The following is a 17,042-nucleotide window of genomic DNA, read 5'->3' as shown; positions in this document are numbered from 1 at the left end:
AAAAAGGAGGCGTCTCGACCAGCACGTGCTGGCCGAGACGCCTCCTTTTTTATCCCTCAACCTCGCGGAGATCCTCCAGGATCGGCTCGGCTGCTCGGGTCAGTTCAGCGTCAATATCGGCAAACACGGTAGCGGGCCCTTCCCCGTTCACAATGATGCGCTCGAGGCCTTTGCCAATGATCTGGTCGCCGTTGCGGACAAAGACGCGGGCAGCATCCTGGGCGCGAGTCAGGGGCAACTGATCGACGGCTGTTTTGAAGTTCGGATTTTCCTCGAAAAACGCGACCATATCCGGTGTCTGTTTGGTACTGATACGCACCGGCATATAGCCCGTATCGCGCGCCCAGGCACCGGCCTGCTCGGTATTGGTGGCAAAGGCAATATAGGTCATGGCCGCCAGTTTCTTCTCGTCGGGAATGCCGCTCGGAATAGCCAGACCAGCACCGCCGGTACAACAGCCAAAGTTGGCCTCTTTGGGCAAAAAGCCGACGCCAACCGGGAAGGTTGCATTTGTTGTTAGCCCGGCCAGGCTGCCCGTCGAGGCCATCATCGCAGCGGCAGCCCCGCCGAGGAAATCACGGTTGATGTCTTGCCCGAGGGTGGCCCATCCCAGGTCACGCACGGTGTCCTGATAAAACTGGGCGGCGCGGATCGTATTCGGGTCAGTCATGGTCATCGTGAAGTCGTCATTCGAATACTTCCCACCGTGCTGCCAGGTGACGCCCTGGAAGAGCCAGGCGATGTAACTGGCCCCATCGGGATGCACAAACGCCGAGCGACGTAAGGTGTTCCCCTCGCGCTGAAGCAACTGTGGGGCCCACTCGCCAAACTCGGCCCAGGTCTCGGGCGCACGATCAGGCAACCCCGCCTCGGCCCAGAGGTCTTTGTTGTAATAAAAGAGCGGAGTCGAGCGGGCAAAGGGGATCCAGAACTGTTTGCCCTGGCGGTTGCCTTCGTTGAGCAGGACTGGCTCGTAGTCACTGAAATCCAACCCGGCCTGCTGTGCCAATCCATCGAGTTCACTGATCGCACCGGCGACATAAAACCCGAACCACCAGACATCCGAAAGCAGGATGAGATCGGGTATCGTATTCGCCTGCAGGCCAGCGGTATATTTTTGTGCCGTCTCTTCGTAGCTTCCCTGGAACTGGTAATCAACGACAATATCACTCTGTGACTCGTTGAAACGTTGCACCATAGCTTGCTCGGCTTCACCAAGATTGCCACTGAACGAACCCCAGTAGGTAATCGTTACGGTTGAACCGGTCTGGCTCACCTGGGCCGGAGCGCCTGTGGCGGCGGCCGGGGCCGCTGGGGCATCGGTGGGGGCCGTTGGGGCCGCCGGGGACGTCCCACACGCAGCGAGGGCTGCCACGCTGCCTCCAGCGAGCATCATCCGTAGCATCTGTCGCCGCGTCAACTTCAGCTGATCCATTTCACGGACTCCTTTCTCCTCACGAAATCTATGTGCACACGGGGCTTCTTTCTTCCCCAGCGGTGCCTACATTACCCTTTGACCGCACCAGCAGCGATGCCATCAACGATATAGCGCTGAACCATTAGAAAGACGATCAGCACAGGGATAATCAAAAAGAGTGAACCAGCCATAATGACGCCCCAGTTGATCAGGCCCTCGCTATTGCGGAGCCAGAAGATGCCGATGGGCAGGGTACGCATATTGGTGGTATTCGTCACAAGCAGGGGCCAGAGGAAATCGTTCCATTTGGCGACCATCGAGAGCAGGGCCATGGTGACGATAGCTGGTTGGGCCATCGGCATCACCACATTGAACATAATGCGCAGATGCCCGGCCCCATCGACGCGAGCCGCCTCGATCACCTCGTAGGGCAGTGAGAGAAACGCCTGGCGCAGCAGGAAGGTGCCATAGGCAATCGCGGCACCGGGAATAATAATGCCCGCGTACGTATTGATCCAGCCGAGACGGGCGACGGTCAGGTAATTGGGCACAATGGTGATCTCGACCGGGATCATCAAGGCTGCCAGCAAGAGCAAAAAGACCAGTTGTTTGCGGGGAAAGCGCAGGAAAGCGAGGGCATAGGCCGACATAATCGCCAGGATCACTTCAGCGGTCATGCCTCCCAGGGTTGTAATGAAGCTATTGAGATAGTAACGTTCAAAGGGAGCCGCATTCCAGGCCTGGGGGAAATTCGCCAGGGTCGGTTCAGTTGGCAGCCAGGTGACCGGAATGCGATAAATTTCGCCGGTCGTCTTAAACGCCGCACTCACCGTCCAGTAGACGGGCAAGCCAATTACGATCACAGTCGCAAGCATCGCGAGATACCCGGCGAAGCGCCAGAGCCGTGGCGTACGCCAACTCGTTTCGATGGTGCGGGTCAGCGTGATTTCTTCACTCAGAGCCATTGTCTTTTCTCCCAGGTAGGTTGCCTGCCGCATCATCGGGCTTAACTGTAGGCCACCCGTTGCTCGAGATAGCGGAGTTGAATGATCGTCAGGATGAGCATGATGGCAAAGAGCACGATCGCGATCACCCCAGCCTCGCCAGCGTTATAGCTCACAAAACCGAGATCATAGAGATGAAAGATAAGCGTTGTTGTGGCAATCACCGGGCCGCCATTGGTCAGTACCTTGATAATATCGAAAGCTTGAAAGGTAGCGAGGATACTGGTCACTGAGAGAAAGAAGGCTACGGGAGAAAGCCCGGGCAGGGTCACATGCCAGAAACGATCCCAGGGGCCAGCCCCATCCACACGTGCTGCATCATAGAGTTCGCGGGGAATGCCCTGAAGACCGGCGAGATAGATGACGACGGCATAGCCCAGATTCTTCCAGACATAGACCATAATCACGGCGGGCATCGCCCAGGCCGGATCGCCGAGCCAGTTTGGCGAATTGAGGCCAATCAGACCCAGCAACTGATCAATGAGACCATAGCGCGGATCAAAGATATAGCTCCAGACCACTGCCACCACGGCACCCGACATAATGACGGGCGAGAAGAGGACGGCGCGGGCCCCATTGCGATAGCGCAGGGGCTGATTGAGCAACAAGGCCAGGGCAAGCCCAATGAGCAGGGTCAGGCCCACCGAAAAGAGCGCAAAGATGACGGTATTCCAGACGATCGTCCAGAACTGAGCTTGACTAAAGACGTCGACATAATTCTCGAACCAGACAAAGCGTTTCCTGGGCCGCAAAAAATTCCAACTGACAAAGCTGAGGTAGAAATTGTAGAGCAAGGGCCAGTAGGTAAACACCCCGAACAAGAAGAGGTTGGGGCCAATCAACAGCGCAAAGAGAAGCCATTCGCGTCGTTCGCGCATGGTCACATGGCGAGTTTGTTGTTGAAGCATTGCTTATACCCGACAGCACGTCATGTTCACATGACGCATCATTGAAGCGGTGACTCGGTTGCACATCATGGTGCGTATACGTTGAATTGATTTTGAAAAAGCTGTTGTGGTATCGTACTAGAGTTGCATTAATCGGGGGTCAATGAAGTATTAAGACGAGGTAAAGACGGGATTAAGCGCCTAGATGAGCTCTATCCGGTTGCATTGCACGAAAAAAGCCAGCGTAGCTGGCTTTTTTCGTGCAATGCAACAAGTTTTGGGCGTGTATTATAAGAACCCGCGCCCAGCGAAACTCTGCTGCTCTTCGTAATGTCCGATGCGGCGATACTTGTCATAGCGCTGACGCATCAGAATTTCGAGGTCAAGGGCGCAGACATCTTCAAGGTGCGCCGCAATGCGTTTACCGACCGTAGCCATGGTTGCGAGGCGATCGGTATGGGCGCCACCGGGGACTTCAGGGATGATCTCGTCGATAATTTCGAGCGCGTAGAGATCCTGGGCGGTCAATTTGAGGGCTCGTGCTGCATCGGGGGCGCGGGCGGCATCGCGCCACAGGATCGAGGCCGTGGCCTCGGGTGAAGCGACCGAATAGATCGAGTTTTCCTGCATCAAGATGCGGTCGCCAACGCTAAGCGCGAGGGCTCCACCGCTTCCACCTTCGCCAATCACCGTCACGACGATTGGTGTCTTGAGCACCGTCATCAGTTGGATGCTCTCGGCGATCGCATTGCCCTGGCCGCGTTCTTCCGACTCTTTATTTGGATCGGCGGCAGGGGTATCGACAAAACAGAGCACAGGAATGCCAAACTTTTCGGCGTGGCGCATCAAGCGTTGGGCTTTACGATACCCTTCGGGATGGGGCATGCCAAAGTTACGCTTCATATTCTCGCGGGTATCATTGCCCTTCTGATGCCCGATCACCATTACCGTCCGGTTGCCAAACGAGGCCATCCCGCCGACGATTGCCGCATCATCGCCAAAACGACGGTCACCGTGGAGTTCCACAAAATCTTCGCAGAGCGCGAAAATATAATCGAGCGAATGAGGGCGCTGGGGATGGCGGGCCAATTGTACCCGATCCCAGGGCGTCAACTCGACCGGAACATGGGGCGTATCGAGTTGATCCATCAGACCCTCCCATGCACATAGATCGGCGTTGCGTCAGTTGCTTCCATCCCATCGTCACCTTCTTCCATCGGGGGTGACTGACGGCGATAGTGTTGCAACAAACGCGCCAGGACATCACGTAATTCGCCACGCGGGGTGACCATATCAATCATCCCGTGGTTCAACATAAACTCGGAAGTCTGGAAGCCAGCGGGCAGTTTTTGGCGCATAATCTGCTCGATCAAGCGCTTGCCGGCAAACCCGATGTTGGCCCCTGGTTCCGCAATGATCACATCGGCGACCGATGGATACGAGGCGGTGACCCCGCCGTAACATGGGTCAACCAGGATAGCAATATGGGGTTGACGCGCCTCGGCGAGGCGGCTGAGTGCCATCGTCACCTTGGCCATCTGCATCAGCGCGATGACGCCCTCTTGCTGCCGCGCCCCCCCCGACGTATTGATGGTCAAGAGGGGAATGCCAAGCTCGGCACCGCGTTCAGCGGCCCGAGACATCTTTTCGCCATAGACGCTACCCATCGACGAACCCATAAACGCGAAATCGCCGACAGCCAGGGCCATCCAAAGCCCATCGATACTCCCGACACCCGCGAGCACGGCATCGGCGAGACCGGTGCGATGTTGCGACTTCTTCAGCTTATCCGCATAAGCCTCATCGGGGGTCACAAAGCCAAGGGGGTCAGTCGGCAGGAGGTGCGCGTCGGTTTCGCTAAATGAGCCAACATCAAGCAGGCCGATCCACTCGCGGGCACTCATACGCATATGGTGGCCACACTTGGGACAGACCTTGAGATTGTCGTTCAGTTCTTTCCGATAGATCAGTTCGCGGCATGAGGAACACTTCACCCAGAGGTCATCGGGGATCTGGGCCTGTTCGCTACTCTGATCAGCGGGGAAACTCTTTTTGGTTCGGCGGAAAAACTCTTTCACGTGCAGCAATCTTTCCGGGAGGGTTACAACCTCCTCATGAGGCGCACAGCCTTTGTGTATTCTATCACAGCCAGATCTTGCTGTATTATAGCATTTCTTTGTGATGATGGAAGCTATCAGGTCTAGTGGAGGATGCTATCCATTTGGCTAGGTGGCGGGCGTGCGCCCGCCACCTAGCCAAATATTGGTTTAGGTAGGGTGCATAGGGCTGCCGGTCCGCGAGGCGGGCGGGGATCGCACCGTGACATTGCTTTACGGTGCATAGGGCTGCCGCTGAAGAGCTATGACATGCTATAATGGCGATGTTTGTGCAAGAAGGGTCTATTGAGGGGCCGACAATGCAGAATTATTGGCATGATCTGGATCCGGGGCCAAGTGTTCCCGATGTGATCCACACGGTTGTAGAGATTCCCAAAGGTTCACGGAACAAGTACGAATTCGATAAGCGGATTGGGGCCTTCAAACTCGATCGGGTGCTCTATTCAGCCGTGCAGTACCCTGGTGATTATGGGTTTATTCCCCAGACATACTACGACGATAATGATCCTCTTGATGTGCTAGTGATGACGAACTTGCCCACGTTCACGGGCTGTATCGTTGAAGCTCGCCCCATCGGGGTCTTCCGGATGCTCGATAAGGGCGAACCTGATGACAAGATCCTGGCGGTGTTGCAGTATGATCCGTTCTTTGCGAGTTTCCAGGATTATACCGATCTTCCGCCGCACTATTTGAAGGAAGTCGAGCACTTCTTTACGGTGTACAAGGATCTTGAGGGTACGCGGGTGGAGCCGGTAGGCTGGGAGCATGTTGATGTTGCGCGTCAGCGCATCCATTATGCGATTAATACCTACTGGGATATGCGCGCTGGGCGCAGTATCAAGCGTGGCTGATAAAAAGTCTTTGCCTATGCCCGCACGTTCCAATCACGCGCTTCCCCATCGTACTGCCTATTCTGCGGGTGGGGTGATGTTTCGTGTGCTTCAAGATCAGATCGAGGTCGCCCTGATTGCTACGGATCGGGGCGGCCGTTGGGGTTTACCCAAAGGTCACGTTAATCGCGGTGAGACGGCTGAAGCGGCTGCGTTGCGCGAGGTGGCTGAAGAGACTGGCCTTGAAGGGGTGATTGTGTGTCACCTGGCGACGATCGAGTACTGGTTTCGTGCCGGGCCTTCCCGGGTGCATAAGTATGTCGATCTTTTTTTGATACGCTATGAGCGGGGTGAGGTTCGCCCTCAGCAGAGTGAAGTGGACGATGCGCGCTGGTTTCCTCTTGATGAGGCGGTGGTGCGCGTTTCGTTTGCCCGCGAGCGTGATGTGTTGGTGCAGGTGCAGAACCTGATTTTTCGTGATGAGGAGCATCAGTAAGCTGCAAGCCTTTGTGTTGCACGCTTGATTATCTGTCGGGCCTGCGCCTGTCTGGTTGATGGTGTATGTGTCGTTATCAGATTGATGTACTGGTGGAAGATGGCTTGGAGGCAGTGGTCGCTGAGGCAGGCCTTGATCTGGCCCTGGTTGAGCAGGCCGTTACCGCTGTGCTCGAGGTTGAAGGTGTCGCTGGCCCGCTTGAGGTGAGTGTGTTGCTCGCCGATGATGCGCGCCTGCAAGCCCTGAATCGTGATTTTCGGGGCCTTGATGAGCCGACAGATGTGCTTTCGTTTGCTGATGATGGCGATGGTGCCGCGTTTGTGGCCCAACCCGATGCGGTGCGCTATCTCGGTGATGTTGCCCTTTCGTATGAGCGGGTCGTCGCGCAGGCGCACGAGTATGGCCATAGCCTTGACCGCGAACTCGCCTATTTGACGGTTCATGGTATGTTGCACCTGCTTGGCTATGATCACGAACGTGGCCCTGACGATGCCGCTCTGATGCGCGCCCGCGAAGAGGCCGCCCTCGCCCAGCTTGTGCTCCCCGAAACACCATGAAGATTTTGATTGTCTTGACCTATTACCACCCCCACTGGACGGGGTTGACCGTCCACGCGGTACGGGTGGCCGAGCATCTGGCCGCACGTGGGCACCAGGTGACGGTGTTAACCAGTCGCCATGCTTTCGACCTTGCCCGTGATGAGATGCTCAATGGGGTGCGGGTCGTGCGTTTGCAACCGGTCTCGCGCTTTAGCCGGGGCATGGTGACGCCGGCGTTTCCCTGGGCTGCCGCACGCCTGATTGCTGACCATGACGTGGTGCAGATCCATACGCCGCTGCCCGAAGCCCCGCTCGTTGCACTGCTCTGTCGGAGCCTGGGGCGGCCGCTGTTGATGACGCATCACGGCGATGTGGTGATGCCGGATAGCCCTGTTGAACAGTTGCTGGAACAGACGGCGTTTCAGGTGCTGCGTACCGCTGCAAGCCTCGCCGATGGTGTTACCTCGTATAGTGAGGATTATGCCCGTCATTCGCGGTTGCTCTGGCCTTTTCATGCAAAGCTGACCTGTATTTTGCCGCCGGTTGAGTTCCCTGAGCCCGATCCCGCCGCTGCCGCTGCCTGGAAGCAGGAACTTGGGCTGGCTGACCGGCGTTTGATCGGGTTTGGGGGCCGCTGGGTCAGTGAGAAGGGCTTTGATGATCTGTTGCGGGCCCTGCCGCTGATCCGCGCCGAAGTGCCCGAGGCGCATCTGGTCTTTGCTGGCGAGCGCAATGTGGTCTACGATGATTTTTATGCGCTCTGTCGCCCGCTGATCGAGGCTCAGCAGGAGCATATCACCTTTCTGGGGTTGATCAAAGATCGCCAGCGTCTTGCCAGTTTCTATGCGATGCTCGATCTTTTTGTGCTGCCCAGCCATACCGATATGATGGCGATTACCCAGGTCGAGGCGCTGCTCTGTGGGACGCCGGTGGTGGCAACGGATATTCCTGGGGCGCGGGTGGTGGTGCGTGAGACCGGTTTTGGGCAACTTGCGCCGCCGCACGATCCGCCGGGTCTGGCGCGGACGCTGCTGGCGACCCTGGCCGAGCGTGAGCGTTATCGCCCGAACCGAGATGTGGTGCGGCGGATCTTTGATACGGATCAAACGATGAATGCGTATGAGCAGTTGCTGGCTAGGTTGGTGCAGACGCGGAGTCGGGCTGATTTTGGGGCACGGGTATCACGTCGGCTGGTCGGTGGTTCCTGGCCGGCCCTAGCGGCAGGACCGATGACGGCGGCAACTTCGCTGCATTCGCTTAACAGTACACCTCAGGCTCACACCGGGCTTTCTGCCGACGATCGGGCGTTGCTTGGGCAGTTGTTGCGCAACGAGGCTGATATGGCCTATCGTCGCCGTGCGCCGACGCTGCTCGGCTTCCTCGAGCTCCACGATGGCGAAACCGTGCTCGATTGCGGCTGCGGGATGGGCGTCTATCTGATGATGATGGGCCGTCTCCGCCGACTCAACCTGATCGGCGTTGATGGCGATCGTGAGCGTTTGCACTGGGCCGAGCGCGAGCAGGTGCCCGCCGATTTGTCGGAGGTTGATATTCATCAGATGCCTTTTGCTGATGCGAGTTTTGATAAGGTGCTGATGAGTGAGGTGCTGGAGCATTTGCAGGATGATCGCCGGGCACTGCGCGAAATCTGGCGCATTCTGAAGCCTGGTGGCATCCTGGCGATCAGTGTGCCGCACGCCAATTACCCCTTTTGGTGGGATCCGATCAATAAGACGATCGAGGCGTTTGGTGGTCAACCGATCACCAGTGCCGGTCCCATTACCGGCATCTGGAGCAACCACGAGCGCCTGTATCTGCCTGAGCAACTACGTGAGGCGGTGCGTGAGGCTGGTTTCACGGTCGAGGTGGTGGAAGAACAGACCCACTATTCCTTCCCGTTTATCCATTTCATTGTGTACAGTATTGGCAAGCCGTTGATCGAGCGCAATCTGTTGCCCAAAGGGCTGCGTGATAGTGCTGACCGCTTTCGTGGCGAGCGCAACAGCGGTAGCCCCTTGAACCCGATCAACCTCGGCGTGGGGCTGTTTCGGCTCTTTGATGCGCGCAATGACCGTTTGCGGGGTACTGAGCGGACGTTTGTGACGCTGGCGTTGAAGGCGCGGAAGCCTGGGTGAGAGGCGCGGAGGTTTTGATGCAAAGGCGCGAAGGCGCAGAGGTTTTTAGGTACCTTTGCGTCTTTGCGTCTTTACGTCAAAAGAATTAGCGTTGGAGGTACCAGCGTTCGATGTTCCAGTAGTAGCGTGGTGCACTGAGGTCGATCGGGCCATCGAGGGTGGTGATCGCCTCGTTGAGCATAACGGGCATCTGGTCAACCCAGAGGAAGAGGTAGGGCAGATCGTCGGCGATGATCGTCTGGGTTTGTCTGAGCGCCGCTACGCGCTGGTCAAGGTTGTAGAGTTGGCGGGCGGCTTCGGCGCTGGCATCGTAGGCGGGATTGCGATAGCCAACGACGTTCCGTGTGGCGCGGGTATCGGCGTCGCCCTGATTGAGTTGGCTCGAGTGGAAGAGCGCAAAATCATCGGGGTCATAGAAGGCGACATCGCCAAAGCTTGGGTCGCCTGAGCCATTGATCCAGCCGCCCATCAGGAGATCAAAGGCAAACGGTGGGGCGTAGCGCGCCCGGATCACTTCGTCAAAACTACCGGTTTCAACCTGGATCGCCATTCCGATCGTGGCAGCGGCGGCGGCGATCTGGCGGGCCGCAAGCAGGCGGCGCTCGTCATCGTCGCGCACATAGAGGCTCACGGTCAGCGTGGTGTCATCGCGCTGGCGGATCGTTGCGCCGTCAGGCAAGATCCAGCCGGCTTCATCGAGCAGTGTGCGGGCGGCTTCGAGGTTGACCGGTGTTGCGCGGGCAGGGGTGAGATCGGCCCATGAGCCGGGGAGGGCTGTCGAGCCGAAGGTGATGCCCTGGCCTTTGGTGGCGCTTTCGACCAACCGCGGGATGTCGAGGGCCAGGGCGAGCGCCTGCCGTAGACGGAGATCGGCAAAGGGCCGTCCTTCACGCAGATTGAAGCCGACGAAATAGTAGCCATTCTCGGGGTAGGCCGAGGCGCGCACCCCGGCAGGCGGGGTCAGCGTCGGGGACCACGGCAATTCGGCGAGCAACAGGCGCTGGTCGCTTAGTTCATCCAGGGTTGCCGCGGGATCGGCGAGTAGCTGAAAAGTGATCGTTTCGAGCAACGGCGCCCCGTGATGATAGCGCTCGAACCGTTCGAGCACCAGCGTACGGCCGGGCGCATCGCTGGCCAGTTGAAACGGCCCACTGCCGACGGGTGTTTCCCAGGCATTAAAAGCGGCAAAATCCTGGTCGAGCAACTGATGGCGAGGCAAGATCGGCAGCGCCATCGTCGCAAGGATGGGCGCAAAACGACTTGTCAGGGTCATCACGACGGTATCGGGGGCGGGGGCGGTCGCTCCACTGATATAGCGCAGATCGGCGAGCAAGGCCGTCGTGGTGAGCGGCAGGCTCCGCAGGCGTTCCAGCGTAAAGAGCACATCGGCGGCGGTGAGGGGTTCGCCATCGTGCCAGGTGAGATTGCTGCGCAAGGTAAAAGTCAGCACGCGCCCATCGGCATCGGTGGTCCAGCGTTCGGCGAGATCCGGAACAGGCCGCAGTTGGCTGTCGAGGCGCAGCAGACCACTATAGAGGAGCGCGGCAAGCTGCTCTTCGTCGCGAGAGCGAGGCTGCCAGGGACGCAACGCGGGCACCTCGGCGGCGAGGCGGATCGTCAATTCGCCGCCACGCGGCAAGGGCGTCGGGGTTGGCGGCACCACCTCGGATGGCGCAGCGGGTGGGTCGGGAAGCGAGGTTGGGGTTGCCGCGCCGGGCATCGTGCAAGCTGACAGCCAGGCAAACAGCATAAGTGAGGCCCCGAGGCTGAGGAGCAAGGGGCGAAGCGTGGCGATAAAAATCATAGGCCTATTATAATCCACTTAACACAGCGAGGGCGAAGGGCCGATCAAGCAACCATGTCTCGGTTGGGGCAAGGTAGAGTGAGGCGACCTGATTATTGCGGCTGATGCGCAACGCTCCGGCGACACTCTCGCCTTGGGGGGCTATGCCTCGCACCTCACGCACCATGCTGCCATCGGGCAAGACGAGCGGCTCGCCGAGGGTCGCATCGGGCAGGATCAGTTCGGGGAAGAGCGTGATGGAACCGCCAGGAGGCCCTCCGGCGACCAGGCGGGAGGCAAGCACGCGACTATCGGGGCCATCGGCGATGCGGTAATCTACTGGGCCGCGCCGTTCTTCCCACTCGGCAGGGACAGCGAGGGCAATCTCGGCGCTACTGACCGTCATGACGGGCGGTGGCGGCAGCCAGAGTACCGGCGACGTGAAGGCAACATCCTGTGCCAGTCGTTCAGATGGATCGGCTTCAGGTGACCAGAGCCAGAGTTCACCGGCTTCAACGTCGGGAAACTGTGGCTCGAAGGTGCTCAAAGCGGGTTTCCAGTCAGGCGGCAAGAGCACGGCCAATTGCGAACCATCGGGCGACCAGGCGACAGTACGCGCATGTGGGAGCGTCGTGAGCGGGCTTGCACTCAGCGTCAGTTCGCGGTCAGGCATCATCGCGGTCGCCGTCTCGCCGAGTTGCAACAGCGTCGTATACCAGACATCATAGCCGGTAAACCCACGAGCATCGCTGAAATTATACTCGGTGATGGCGACCAGGCGATTGCCAGGGCCATAGCGGGGTGGTTCGGCCCAACCTGCCCCGAGGTTCAGCGGCTCACCGCGGCGATCAAACGAACTCGTCTGCTCGGTCAGATTGAAATCAACGAGCGTCTGATAGCCAAGGAAACGCTGATAGGCAATGGTCAGGGCATCAGGCGACCATGCCGGCGCATAGAGGGCGTGACCCTGGGGAAAGCCGCCCGCGCCGTCAGAGAGCGCAATATCCCACCCGTTATCGCCCTGGCGATTGAGCATCCGCAAACTATTGGCGGCACCGCGAAAAGCTAGTCCATTGAGCGTATACTCGGGCGGGGTTGCATACACGAGGCGGCGTCCGGTCGGGCTAAAGGCTGGTTCGCAGCCACTGCCGAGGGTTTGTTCCTCACCTGAAGCGACATCAAGGAGGCGCACCTCGGCCTCGGCGCACCAGCGACTCCAGGCGGCCCATTCGGGCAAACTCGGGCGCGCCATCGTTGCCGAGGTGTAGGCGATGGTTTGACCATCGGGGGCCCAACTCAGCGTGCTTGCAAAACGATTGTTGGATGTCACCTGTTGCAAACCCGAGCCATCCCGCGCCACGAGCCAGAGCTCGTTCTGCGCATCGACCGTGCGCACCAGGGCGAGCAGACGGCCATCGGGGGTTGCGGCCATCTCACTGACCGCAGTAGCGAGAGTACGGAGTGAGCGCGTTGCGACATCGAGCGCAACCAGATCGTCCGTCTGGAGAAAGAGAATCTCGCTGCCAGGCATTGCCTCGGCGGGGGGCGTCGTGGCAACGGGTGACGGCGTTGGCGTCGGGGGCGCTGTGGTCGGTGACGGGATCGGCACCGTTGGCGACGGACTCGGCGCAAGCGTTGGGGATACTTCCGTCGCGTCCATGACTAGCGTTGGCGTAGGTGAGACCACAGGGCGAAGGGCCTGATTGCTATTGCAACCAGTGAGTCCTAGCGCCATGACAATCAGCACCATCCATAGTATGTACGTTACGCGACGCATAGGGGGCTCCTTGGATCAATCACGATGCGCGCAGATTTGCGGCAGCGGCCTCCAGCGCACGCCGGGTATAGACCTCAACCATCGCACGGCGATATGCTTCGCTGGCGTGGAGATCGCCGAGGATCTCAAGCGTATCGGCGGCACCTTGGGCGGCAGCGGCGAAGACCTCGGCTTGAGCCGGTTGGTGCAGCAGCCTGGCTTCGACAATCGTGAGGCGTTCAGCGCGCACCCCGGCACCAGTAACCGCCACACGGCAGGCGGTGATCTGACCAGCCTCGACCCGCAGGAAAGCTGCGACGCCGACGAGGGCATAGCGACTGGCGGGATGGGCGAACTTGAGATAGGCCGCTCCTTCATCGGGGCCAACGCGGTCAAGCGTGATCGCAGTGAGGATCTCATCGGGGGCGAGCGCAGTCGTCAACAGATCAACAAAAAAGTCTTTAGCGGCGACAGTGCGTATGCCGGCAGGCCCATAGATCGTCAGCGTTCCATTGAGCACGAGCACCAATGCGGGTGCATCGGCGGCGGGATCGGCGTGTGCCAGCGCCCCACCGAGGGTGCCACGATTACGCACCTGGCGATCCCCGATCAGCCGGATCGTCGCAGCGAGCACCGGTACAGCCGCGCAGAGCGTCGCATCAGCTTCGAGCGCACTCCAGGTTGTCATGCTCCCGATGGTCACCCGCTCGTCAACAGTAATGCCAACCAGGTCAGGGATCTTATGAAGATCGATGAGCACCGCAGGCGTAGCGAGGCGGAGCTTCATCGTCGGCAAGAGGGAATGGCCGCCGGCGAGCAGTTTGGCCTCATCGCCATACTGCTGCAAAAGGTCAAGCGCCTCATCAAGACGAGCCGGCGCATAGAAAGCAAAAGGACTCGGGATCATCGCAACTCCTGGCTCAGAGGACTAGGCATTCTGGTTTGACTGCATCTGTTGGGCGGCATAGCGTACCGCACGCACAATATTCTCATAGCCAGTACAGCGGCAGAGATTGCCCTCGAGGGCGTGCCGGATCTCCTCATCAGAGGGATCGGGATTCTGCTGCAAGAGATCAAAAGTTGACATAATCATGCCAGGGGTACAGAACCCACACTGCAACCCATGTTCAGCCCAGAACCCCTCTTGCAACGGATGCAACGTCGCATCCTGGGCAAGGCCCTCAATGGTTGTCACAGTAGCACCATCGGCCTGCAGGGCCAGCACGGTACAGGCCTTGACACTGATCCCATCGAGATGAACCACACAGGCACCGCACTGGCTTGTATCACAGCCAATATGGGTACCGGTGAGGTGCAGATGGTCACGCAAAAAAGTCACGAGCAACGTCCGTGGTTCAACCTCACCTTGGTATGGGCGACCATTGACGGTCAGCGAAATTCGCGTCACAGGATACCTTTCTTTAGACAAGGGTTCAGGGTTCAGAGCTTTAGCGACGACGACCGAGCAAGTAACCAACGAGAAAGGCAATAATAAGCCAGGGCGTTGCCGGGTTCTGCTTGAGGAAATCCTCGACCGCCCCGCGCACCACGGCCGTCTCGGTCAGCCCTTGACCTGGTTCAACCTTAATTGAGCGGCGTACCACATCGGGAGGAAGTGGCACCTGCACTGCTGCAGGCTGAGTTTCTGGTGGTGCAGGCATGTTGGGAGAGAGTGGTGGCGCATAAAGGTTTTCGGTCACAGCTGATCTTTCGTGGAGCGCCTCGGCCACTGCCTGGTCGACCTCAGCAGTGTGGGCAGTGGCGTGGGCAAAGCGGCGCGACACAATCTGCTGCTCGAGGGCCTTGAGGCTCTGGTTGATTAACGTACGAGCGGCGCCATCAATCAAGCGTTGCCCGATACTCGCAAGCTTCCCGCCGATCTGGGCCTCGCCCCCATAATCAAGAATCGTTTCAACGCCATCGGTACGAAGCTTAATCGTACCGGCCCCCTTGAGGAACCCATTGCTGCCCTTGCCATCGACATGGAGATCGTAGGACTCGGGGGCGACCACATTATCAATCTGGACGGTACCGATATAAACACCGCGGACAGCCTGAAGCCCGATCTTAAGGGTTGTCTGGTAGTGATGGGGCGCCACTTCATCCAGTTGTTGACAACCCGGGATCGTCTGCGCAAGCACCTCGGGATCATTGAGGGCGGTCCAAACCTCTTCGCGGGTTGCTTCAAACGTATAATTGCCAGCAATTCTCACAGAAAGGATCCTTCAAGCACTATGTACCTGGTGACGCACGTCTACAATTGCTCTCAGGTACATTCTAGTCTATCAATATGGCTGTGGCAAGTGTCGGGGCACGGCGGTGCCGTGCCCGTATTTAACGCGCTGCGCGGTTGAGGCGCAATGAATGGATTATGTAAAAGATAGGATAGATGAGTGAAATCAGAGCAAGGGGAGTCCGCAGCGTTTCGGTGGACAGGACGGCGGCAAGCAAAAAGATGCCGCTGATCGTGGCTCCGGCCAGGTGGAGCATGCGGTAGCGCGGTAAGCGGGTGATATAGATGTAGCGTGTCGGGATGAAGACCAGGATGGAGAGGATGATCACGATCACCGTGTTGAGCCAGGCGGGCACACTGATGAGGTAGAGGTAGGCAACGAGCAGGTTCCAGTAGGAGGGAAAGCCCAGGAAGAAACCCTCGTCATCGAGCTTCACATCAACCCGCGCAAAGCCAAAGGCGCTTGCTAGCAATGGCAATGACCCAAAGAGGAGCACTGGCTGGAGCAGCATCTCGGCTTTGACCATAAAAAGCACAGGGAGGAAGACGTAGGCTACAAAGTCGATCACGTCATCCATGGCACGGCCATCAATTTCAGGCACATACTTCTTGACATTGTAGCGCCGCGCCAACATTCCATCGGTGCCATCAATGATAATGCAGAGCAGCATCGTAAAGAGCGCTGCGGTTAATTGCCCATCCAGCAGGAAGAGGGTTGAGAGCAGCAGTAGCACCGTCGTCGAGGCGGTATAGAGGTGGACGAGGTAGGCTTTGAGGCGTGTGAAAGATCTGTCAGCAGCGTGTTGATCGTTTAGCATAGAGGATATAGTAGCATAATTCGACGCTGTTGTCTGCAAAAGTGTGCAAATCGTTTCCAATGACCTTCAGAGACAACTTCGACAACACCATCGACCACTTTGAGGGCGGTCTCGTCGTCAATCGCGTACGCCGGACCTGCGATGTCGGCTGCCCACCGCTCTGCGTCGGCCAGGGTATTGCCCGCAAAGCCGGGGTAGTCCAGGTGCGGGAAGATCGAGAAGTCGACGACCCCCAGGGTTTGGTCGTCCGGCGCGGACCGCCACTCCACGAAGTAGGCGCCAATTTCCTCGCCTCCGCAGTAAAGGTGCCGCTCGTAAGAATGATACCTTTGTCGGCACGCCCCATCATCGCTCCTCGGAAATCGCGAACTTGTGATGGGGAAACTGAACCCGCATAGCGCTTGCATTGAAAGAGTACTTTAAAGCTCACAAACGAGTTGAGTTGGAGCACACCATGCCCGTCAATCCCCCCATCACCCGAACGTCCCGTGACCGCAACTTGTTCAAACCCACCGGCACGGAGCAAGAATTGACATAATCGTTCGAAGCTCGCCGGAGGTAAATGTCGAATAAGGTCGAGGAGTTGAACGCGATAGGTGTTTTCTTGTGCGATAAGGGCAGTAGATGGTTGATTCAATATATCCTGCGCGGGCAAGATAGAACCTTGCCCAGTGAACGTGATTATCGAATCGTGCTTGACCACTTTCATTGAGCAACGCACGTTCAGATTCTGGGAGTTTCAATTGCTCGGCGATATGATCCCGCACTTCACTCGGTCGGCCCGATCCGCCTAACGCTTTGAGTGCGTCCAGCAGCGGCACAAAGTACTGAATGAACTGCGGGCCTTTGACTTTCTTGGGAGCCATGCGATATGCCTTGTTAGGTATGATGAGACGTCCCTTTAGTATGCGGAATCGGCGGGTGATTTGTCAAGCATTGCATGAATTGGCTAGGGCTACGTCAAAGTGGTAGCCCATCGTGTATCCTTCTGAAGGAATGATCGAACGCTTCAGGAGGACACGATGGA

At 58.2% G+C, this 17,042-nt stretch carries 17 protein-coding genes; 4 read left to right on the top strand and 13 right to left on the bottom strand.

Annotation, left to right across the window (positions count from 1 at the left end; all coding sequences use genetic code 11):
- Positions 1-49 precede the first annotated feature (49 nt).
- The 5 genes from A9Q02_RS07420 to accD all read right to left on the bottom strand — a co-directional run bounded on the left by A9Q02_RS07420 (position 50) and on the right by accD (position 5,386).
- Positions 50-1,435, bottom strand: a complete 1,386-nt coding sequence (locus tag A9Q02_RS07420; protein ID WP_097651725.1) for an ABC transporter substrate-binding protein — start codon at positions 1,433-1,435, stop codon at positions 50-52.
- A 71-nt stretch (positions 1,436-1,506) separates the two neighbouring features.
- Positions 1,507-2,382, bottom strand: coding sequence for a carbohydrate ABC transporter permease (locus tag A9Q02_RS07415; protein ID WP_097651724.1), 876 nt, complete (start codon positions 2,380-2,382; stop codon positions 1,507-1,509).
- A gap of 41 nt (positions 2,383-2,423) precedes the next feature.
- Complete coding sequence (locus tag A9Q02_RS07410; protein ID WP_097651723.1) at positions 2,424-3,329, bottom strand: carbohydrate ABC transporter permease; 906 nt, start codon at positions 3,327-3,329, stop codon at positions 2,424-2,426.
- Between the two features lie 267 nt (positions 3,330-3,596).
- Complete coding sequence (locus A9Q02_RS07405) at positions 3,597-4,457, bottom strand: acetyl-CoA carboxylase carboxyltransferase subunit alpha (protein ID WP_097651722.1); 861 nt, start codon at positions 4,455-4,457, stop codon at positions 3,597-3,599.
- Entirely contained in the window at positions 4,457-5,386 is a 930-nt protein-coding gene (gene accD, locus A9Q02_RS07400; RefSeq protein ID WP_097651721.1) for an acetyl-CoA carboxylase, carboxyltransferase subunit beta, read from the bottom strand. Before accD ends, A9Q02_RS07405 begins: the two co-directional genes overlap by 1 nt.
- A 338-nt stretch (positions 5,387-5,724) precedes the next feature.
- Here accD and A9Q02_RS07395 point away from each other — a divergent pair, with 338 nt between their 5' ends.
- From A9Q02_RS07395 to A9Q02_RS07380, 4 genes are all read left to right on the top strand, one after another.
- Entirely contained in the window at positions 5,725-6,276 is a 552-nt protein-coding gene (locus A9Q02_RS07395) for an inorganic diphosphatase (RefSeq protein ID WP_097651782.1), read from the top strand.
- Positions 6,277-6,352: 76 nt separating this feature from the next.
- Positions 6,353-6,751 carry an NUDIX hydrolase gene (locus A9Q02_RS07390; protein ID WP_245860439.1) on the top strand — a complete coding sequence of 133 codons (399 nt, stop codon included), beginning with the start codon at positions 6,353-6,355 and terminating at the stop codon, positions 6,749-6,751.
- Between the two features lie 65 nt (positions 6,752-6,816).
- Positions 6,817-7,308, top strand: a complete 492-nt coding sequence (gene ybeY / locus A9Q02_RS07385) for an rRNA maturation RNase YbeY (protein ID WP_097651719.1) — start codon at positions 6,817-6,819, stop codon at positions 7,306-7,308.
- Positions 7,305-9,425 carry a glycosyltransferase gene (locus A9Q02_RS07380; protein WP_097651718.1) on the top strand — a complete coding sequence of 707 codons (2,121 nt, stop codon included), beginning with the start codon at positions 7,305-7,307 and terminating at the stop codon, positions 9,423-9,425. The genes ybeY and A9Q02_RS07380 overlap by 4 nt, the downstream gene beginning before the upstream one ends.
- A gap of 85 nt (positions 9,426-9,510) precedes the next feature.
- Here A9Q02_RS07380 and A9Q02_RS07375 read toward each other — a convergent pair whose 3' ends face one another.
- The 8 genes from A9Q02_RS07375 to A9Q02_RS24860 form a co-directional block, all read right to left on the bottom strand.
- Positions 9,511-11,229 carry a peptide ABC transporter substrate-binding protein gene (locus A9Q02_RS07375; protein WP_097651717.1) on the bottom strand — a complete coding sequence of 573 codons (1,719 nt, stop codon included), beginning with the start codon at positions 11,227-11,229 and terminating at the stop codon, positions 9,511-9,513.
- Between the two features lie 7 nt (positions 11,230-11,236).
- Entirely contained in the window at positions 11,237-12,985 is a 1,749-nt protein-coding gene (locus tag A9Q02_RS07370) for a PD40 domain-containing protein (RefSeq protein WP_097651716.1), read from the bottom strand.
- A 19-nt stretch (positions 12,986-13,004) separates the two neighbouring features.
- Positions 13,005-13,871, bottom strand: coding sequence for an FAD binding domain-containing protein (locus A9Q02_RS07365; RefSeq protein WP_097651715.1), 867 nt, complete (start codon positions 13,869-13,871; stop codon positions 13,005-13,007).
- 21 nt (positions 13,872-13,892) lie between these two features.
- A complete protein-coding gene (locus A9Q02_RS07360; RefSeq protein ID WP_097651714.1) occupies positions 13,893-14,372 on the bottom strand; it encodes a (2Fe-2S)-binding protein in 480 nt (159 codons plus the stop codon).
- Positions 14,373-14,412: 40 nt separating this feature from the next.
- Entirely contained in the window at positions 14,413-15,177 is a 765-nt protein-coding gene (locus A9Q02_RS07355) for an SRPBCC family protein (protein WP_097651713.1), read from the bottom strand.
- A 121-nt stretch (positions 15,178-15,298) separates the two neighbouring features.
- The gene (locus A9Q02_RS07350) at positions 15,299-16,015 is read right to left on the bottom strand and encodes a CDP-alcohol phosphatidyltransferase family protein (RefSeq protein WP_097651712.1); all 717 of its coding nucleotides are present in this window, start codon (positions 16,013-16,015) and stop codon (positions 15,299-15,301) included.
- On the bottom strand, positions 15,990-16,541 hold the full coding sequence (locus A9Q02_RS25390) for a restriction endonuclease (RefSeq protein ID WP_483862427.1): 552 nt from the start codon (positions 16,539-16,541) through the stop codon (positions 15,990-15,992). Before A9Q02_RS25390 ends, A9Q02_RS07350 begins: the two co-directional genes overlap by 26 nt.
- On the bottom strand, positions 16,519-16,881 hold the full coding sequence (locus A9Q02_RS24860; protein WP_097651711.1) for a winged helix-turn-helix domain-containing protein: 363 nt from the start codon (positions 16,879-16,881) through the stop codon (positions 16,519-16,521). The genes A9Q02_RS25390 and A9Q02_RS24860 overlap by 23 nt, the downstream gene beginning before the upstream one ends.
- Positions 16,882-17,042: the final 161 nt, after the last annotated feature.

The organism is Candidatus Chloroploca asiatica (assembly GCF_002532075.1).
Classification (GTDB): Bacteria; Chloroflexota; Chloroflexia; order Chloroflexales; family Chloroflexaceae; genus Chloroploca; species Chloroploca asiatica.
The sequence above is the reverse complement of the archived record's forward strand: the minus strand, read 5'-3'. Positions and strand labels throughout refer to the sequence as shown.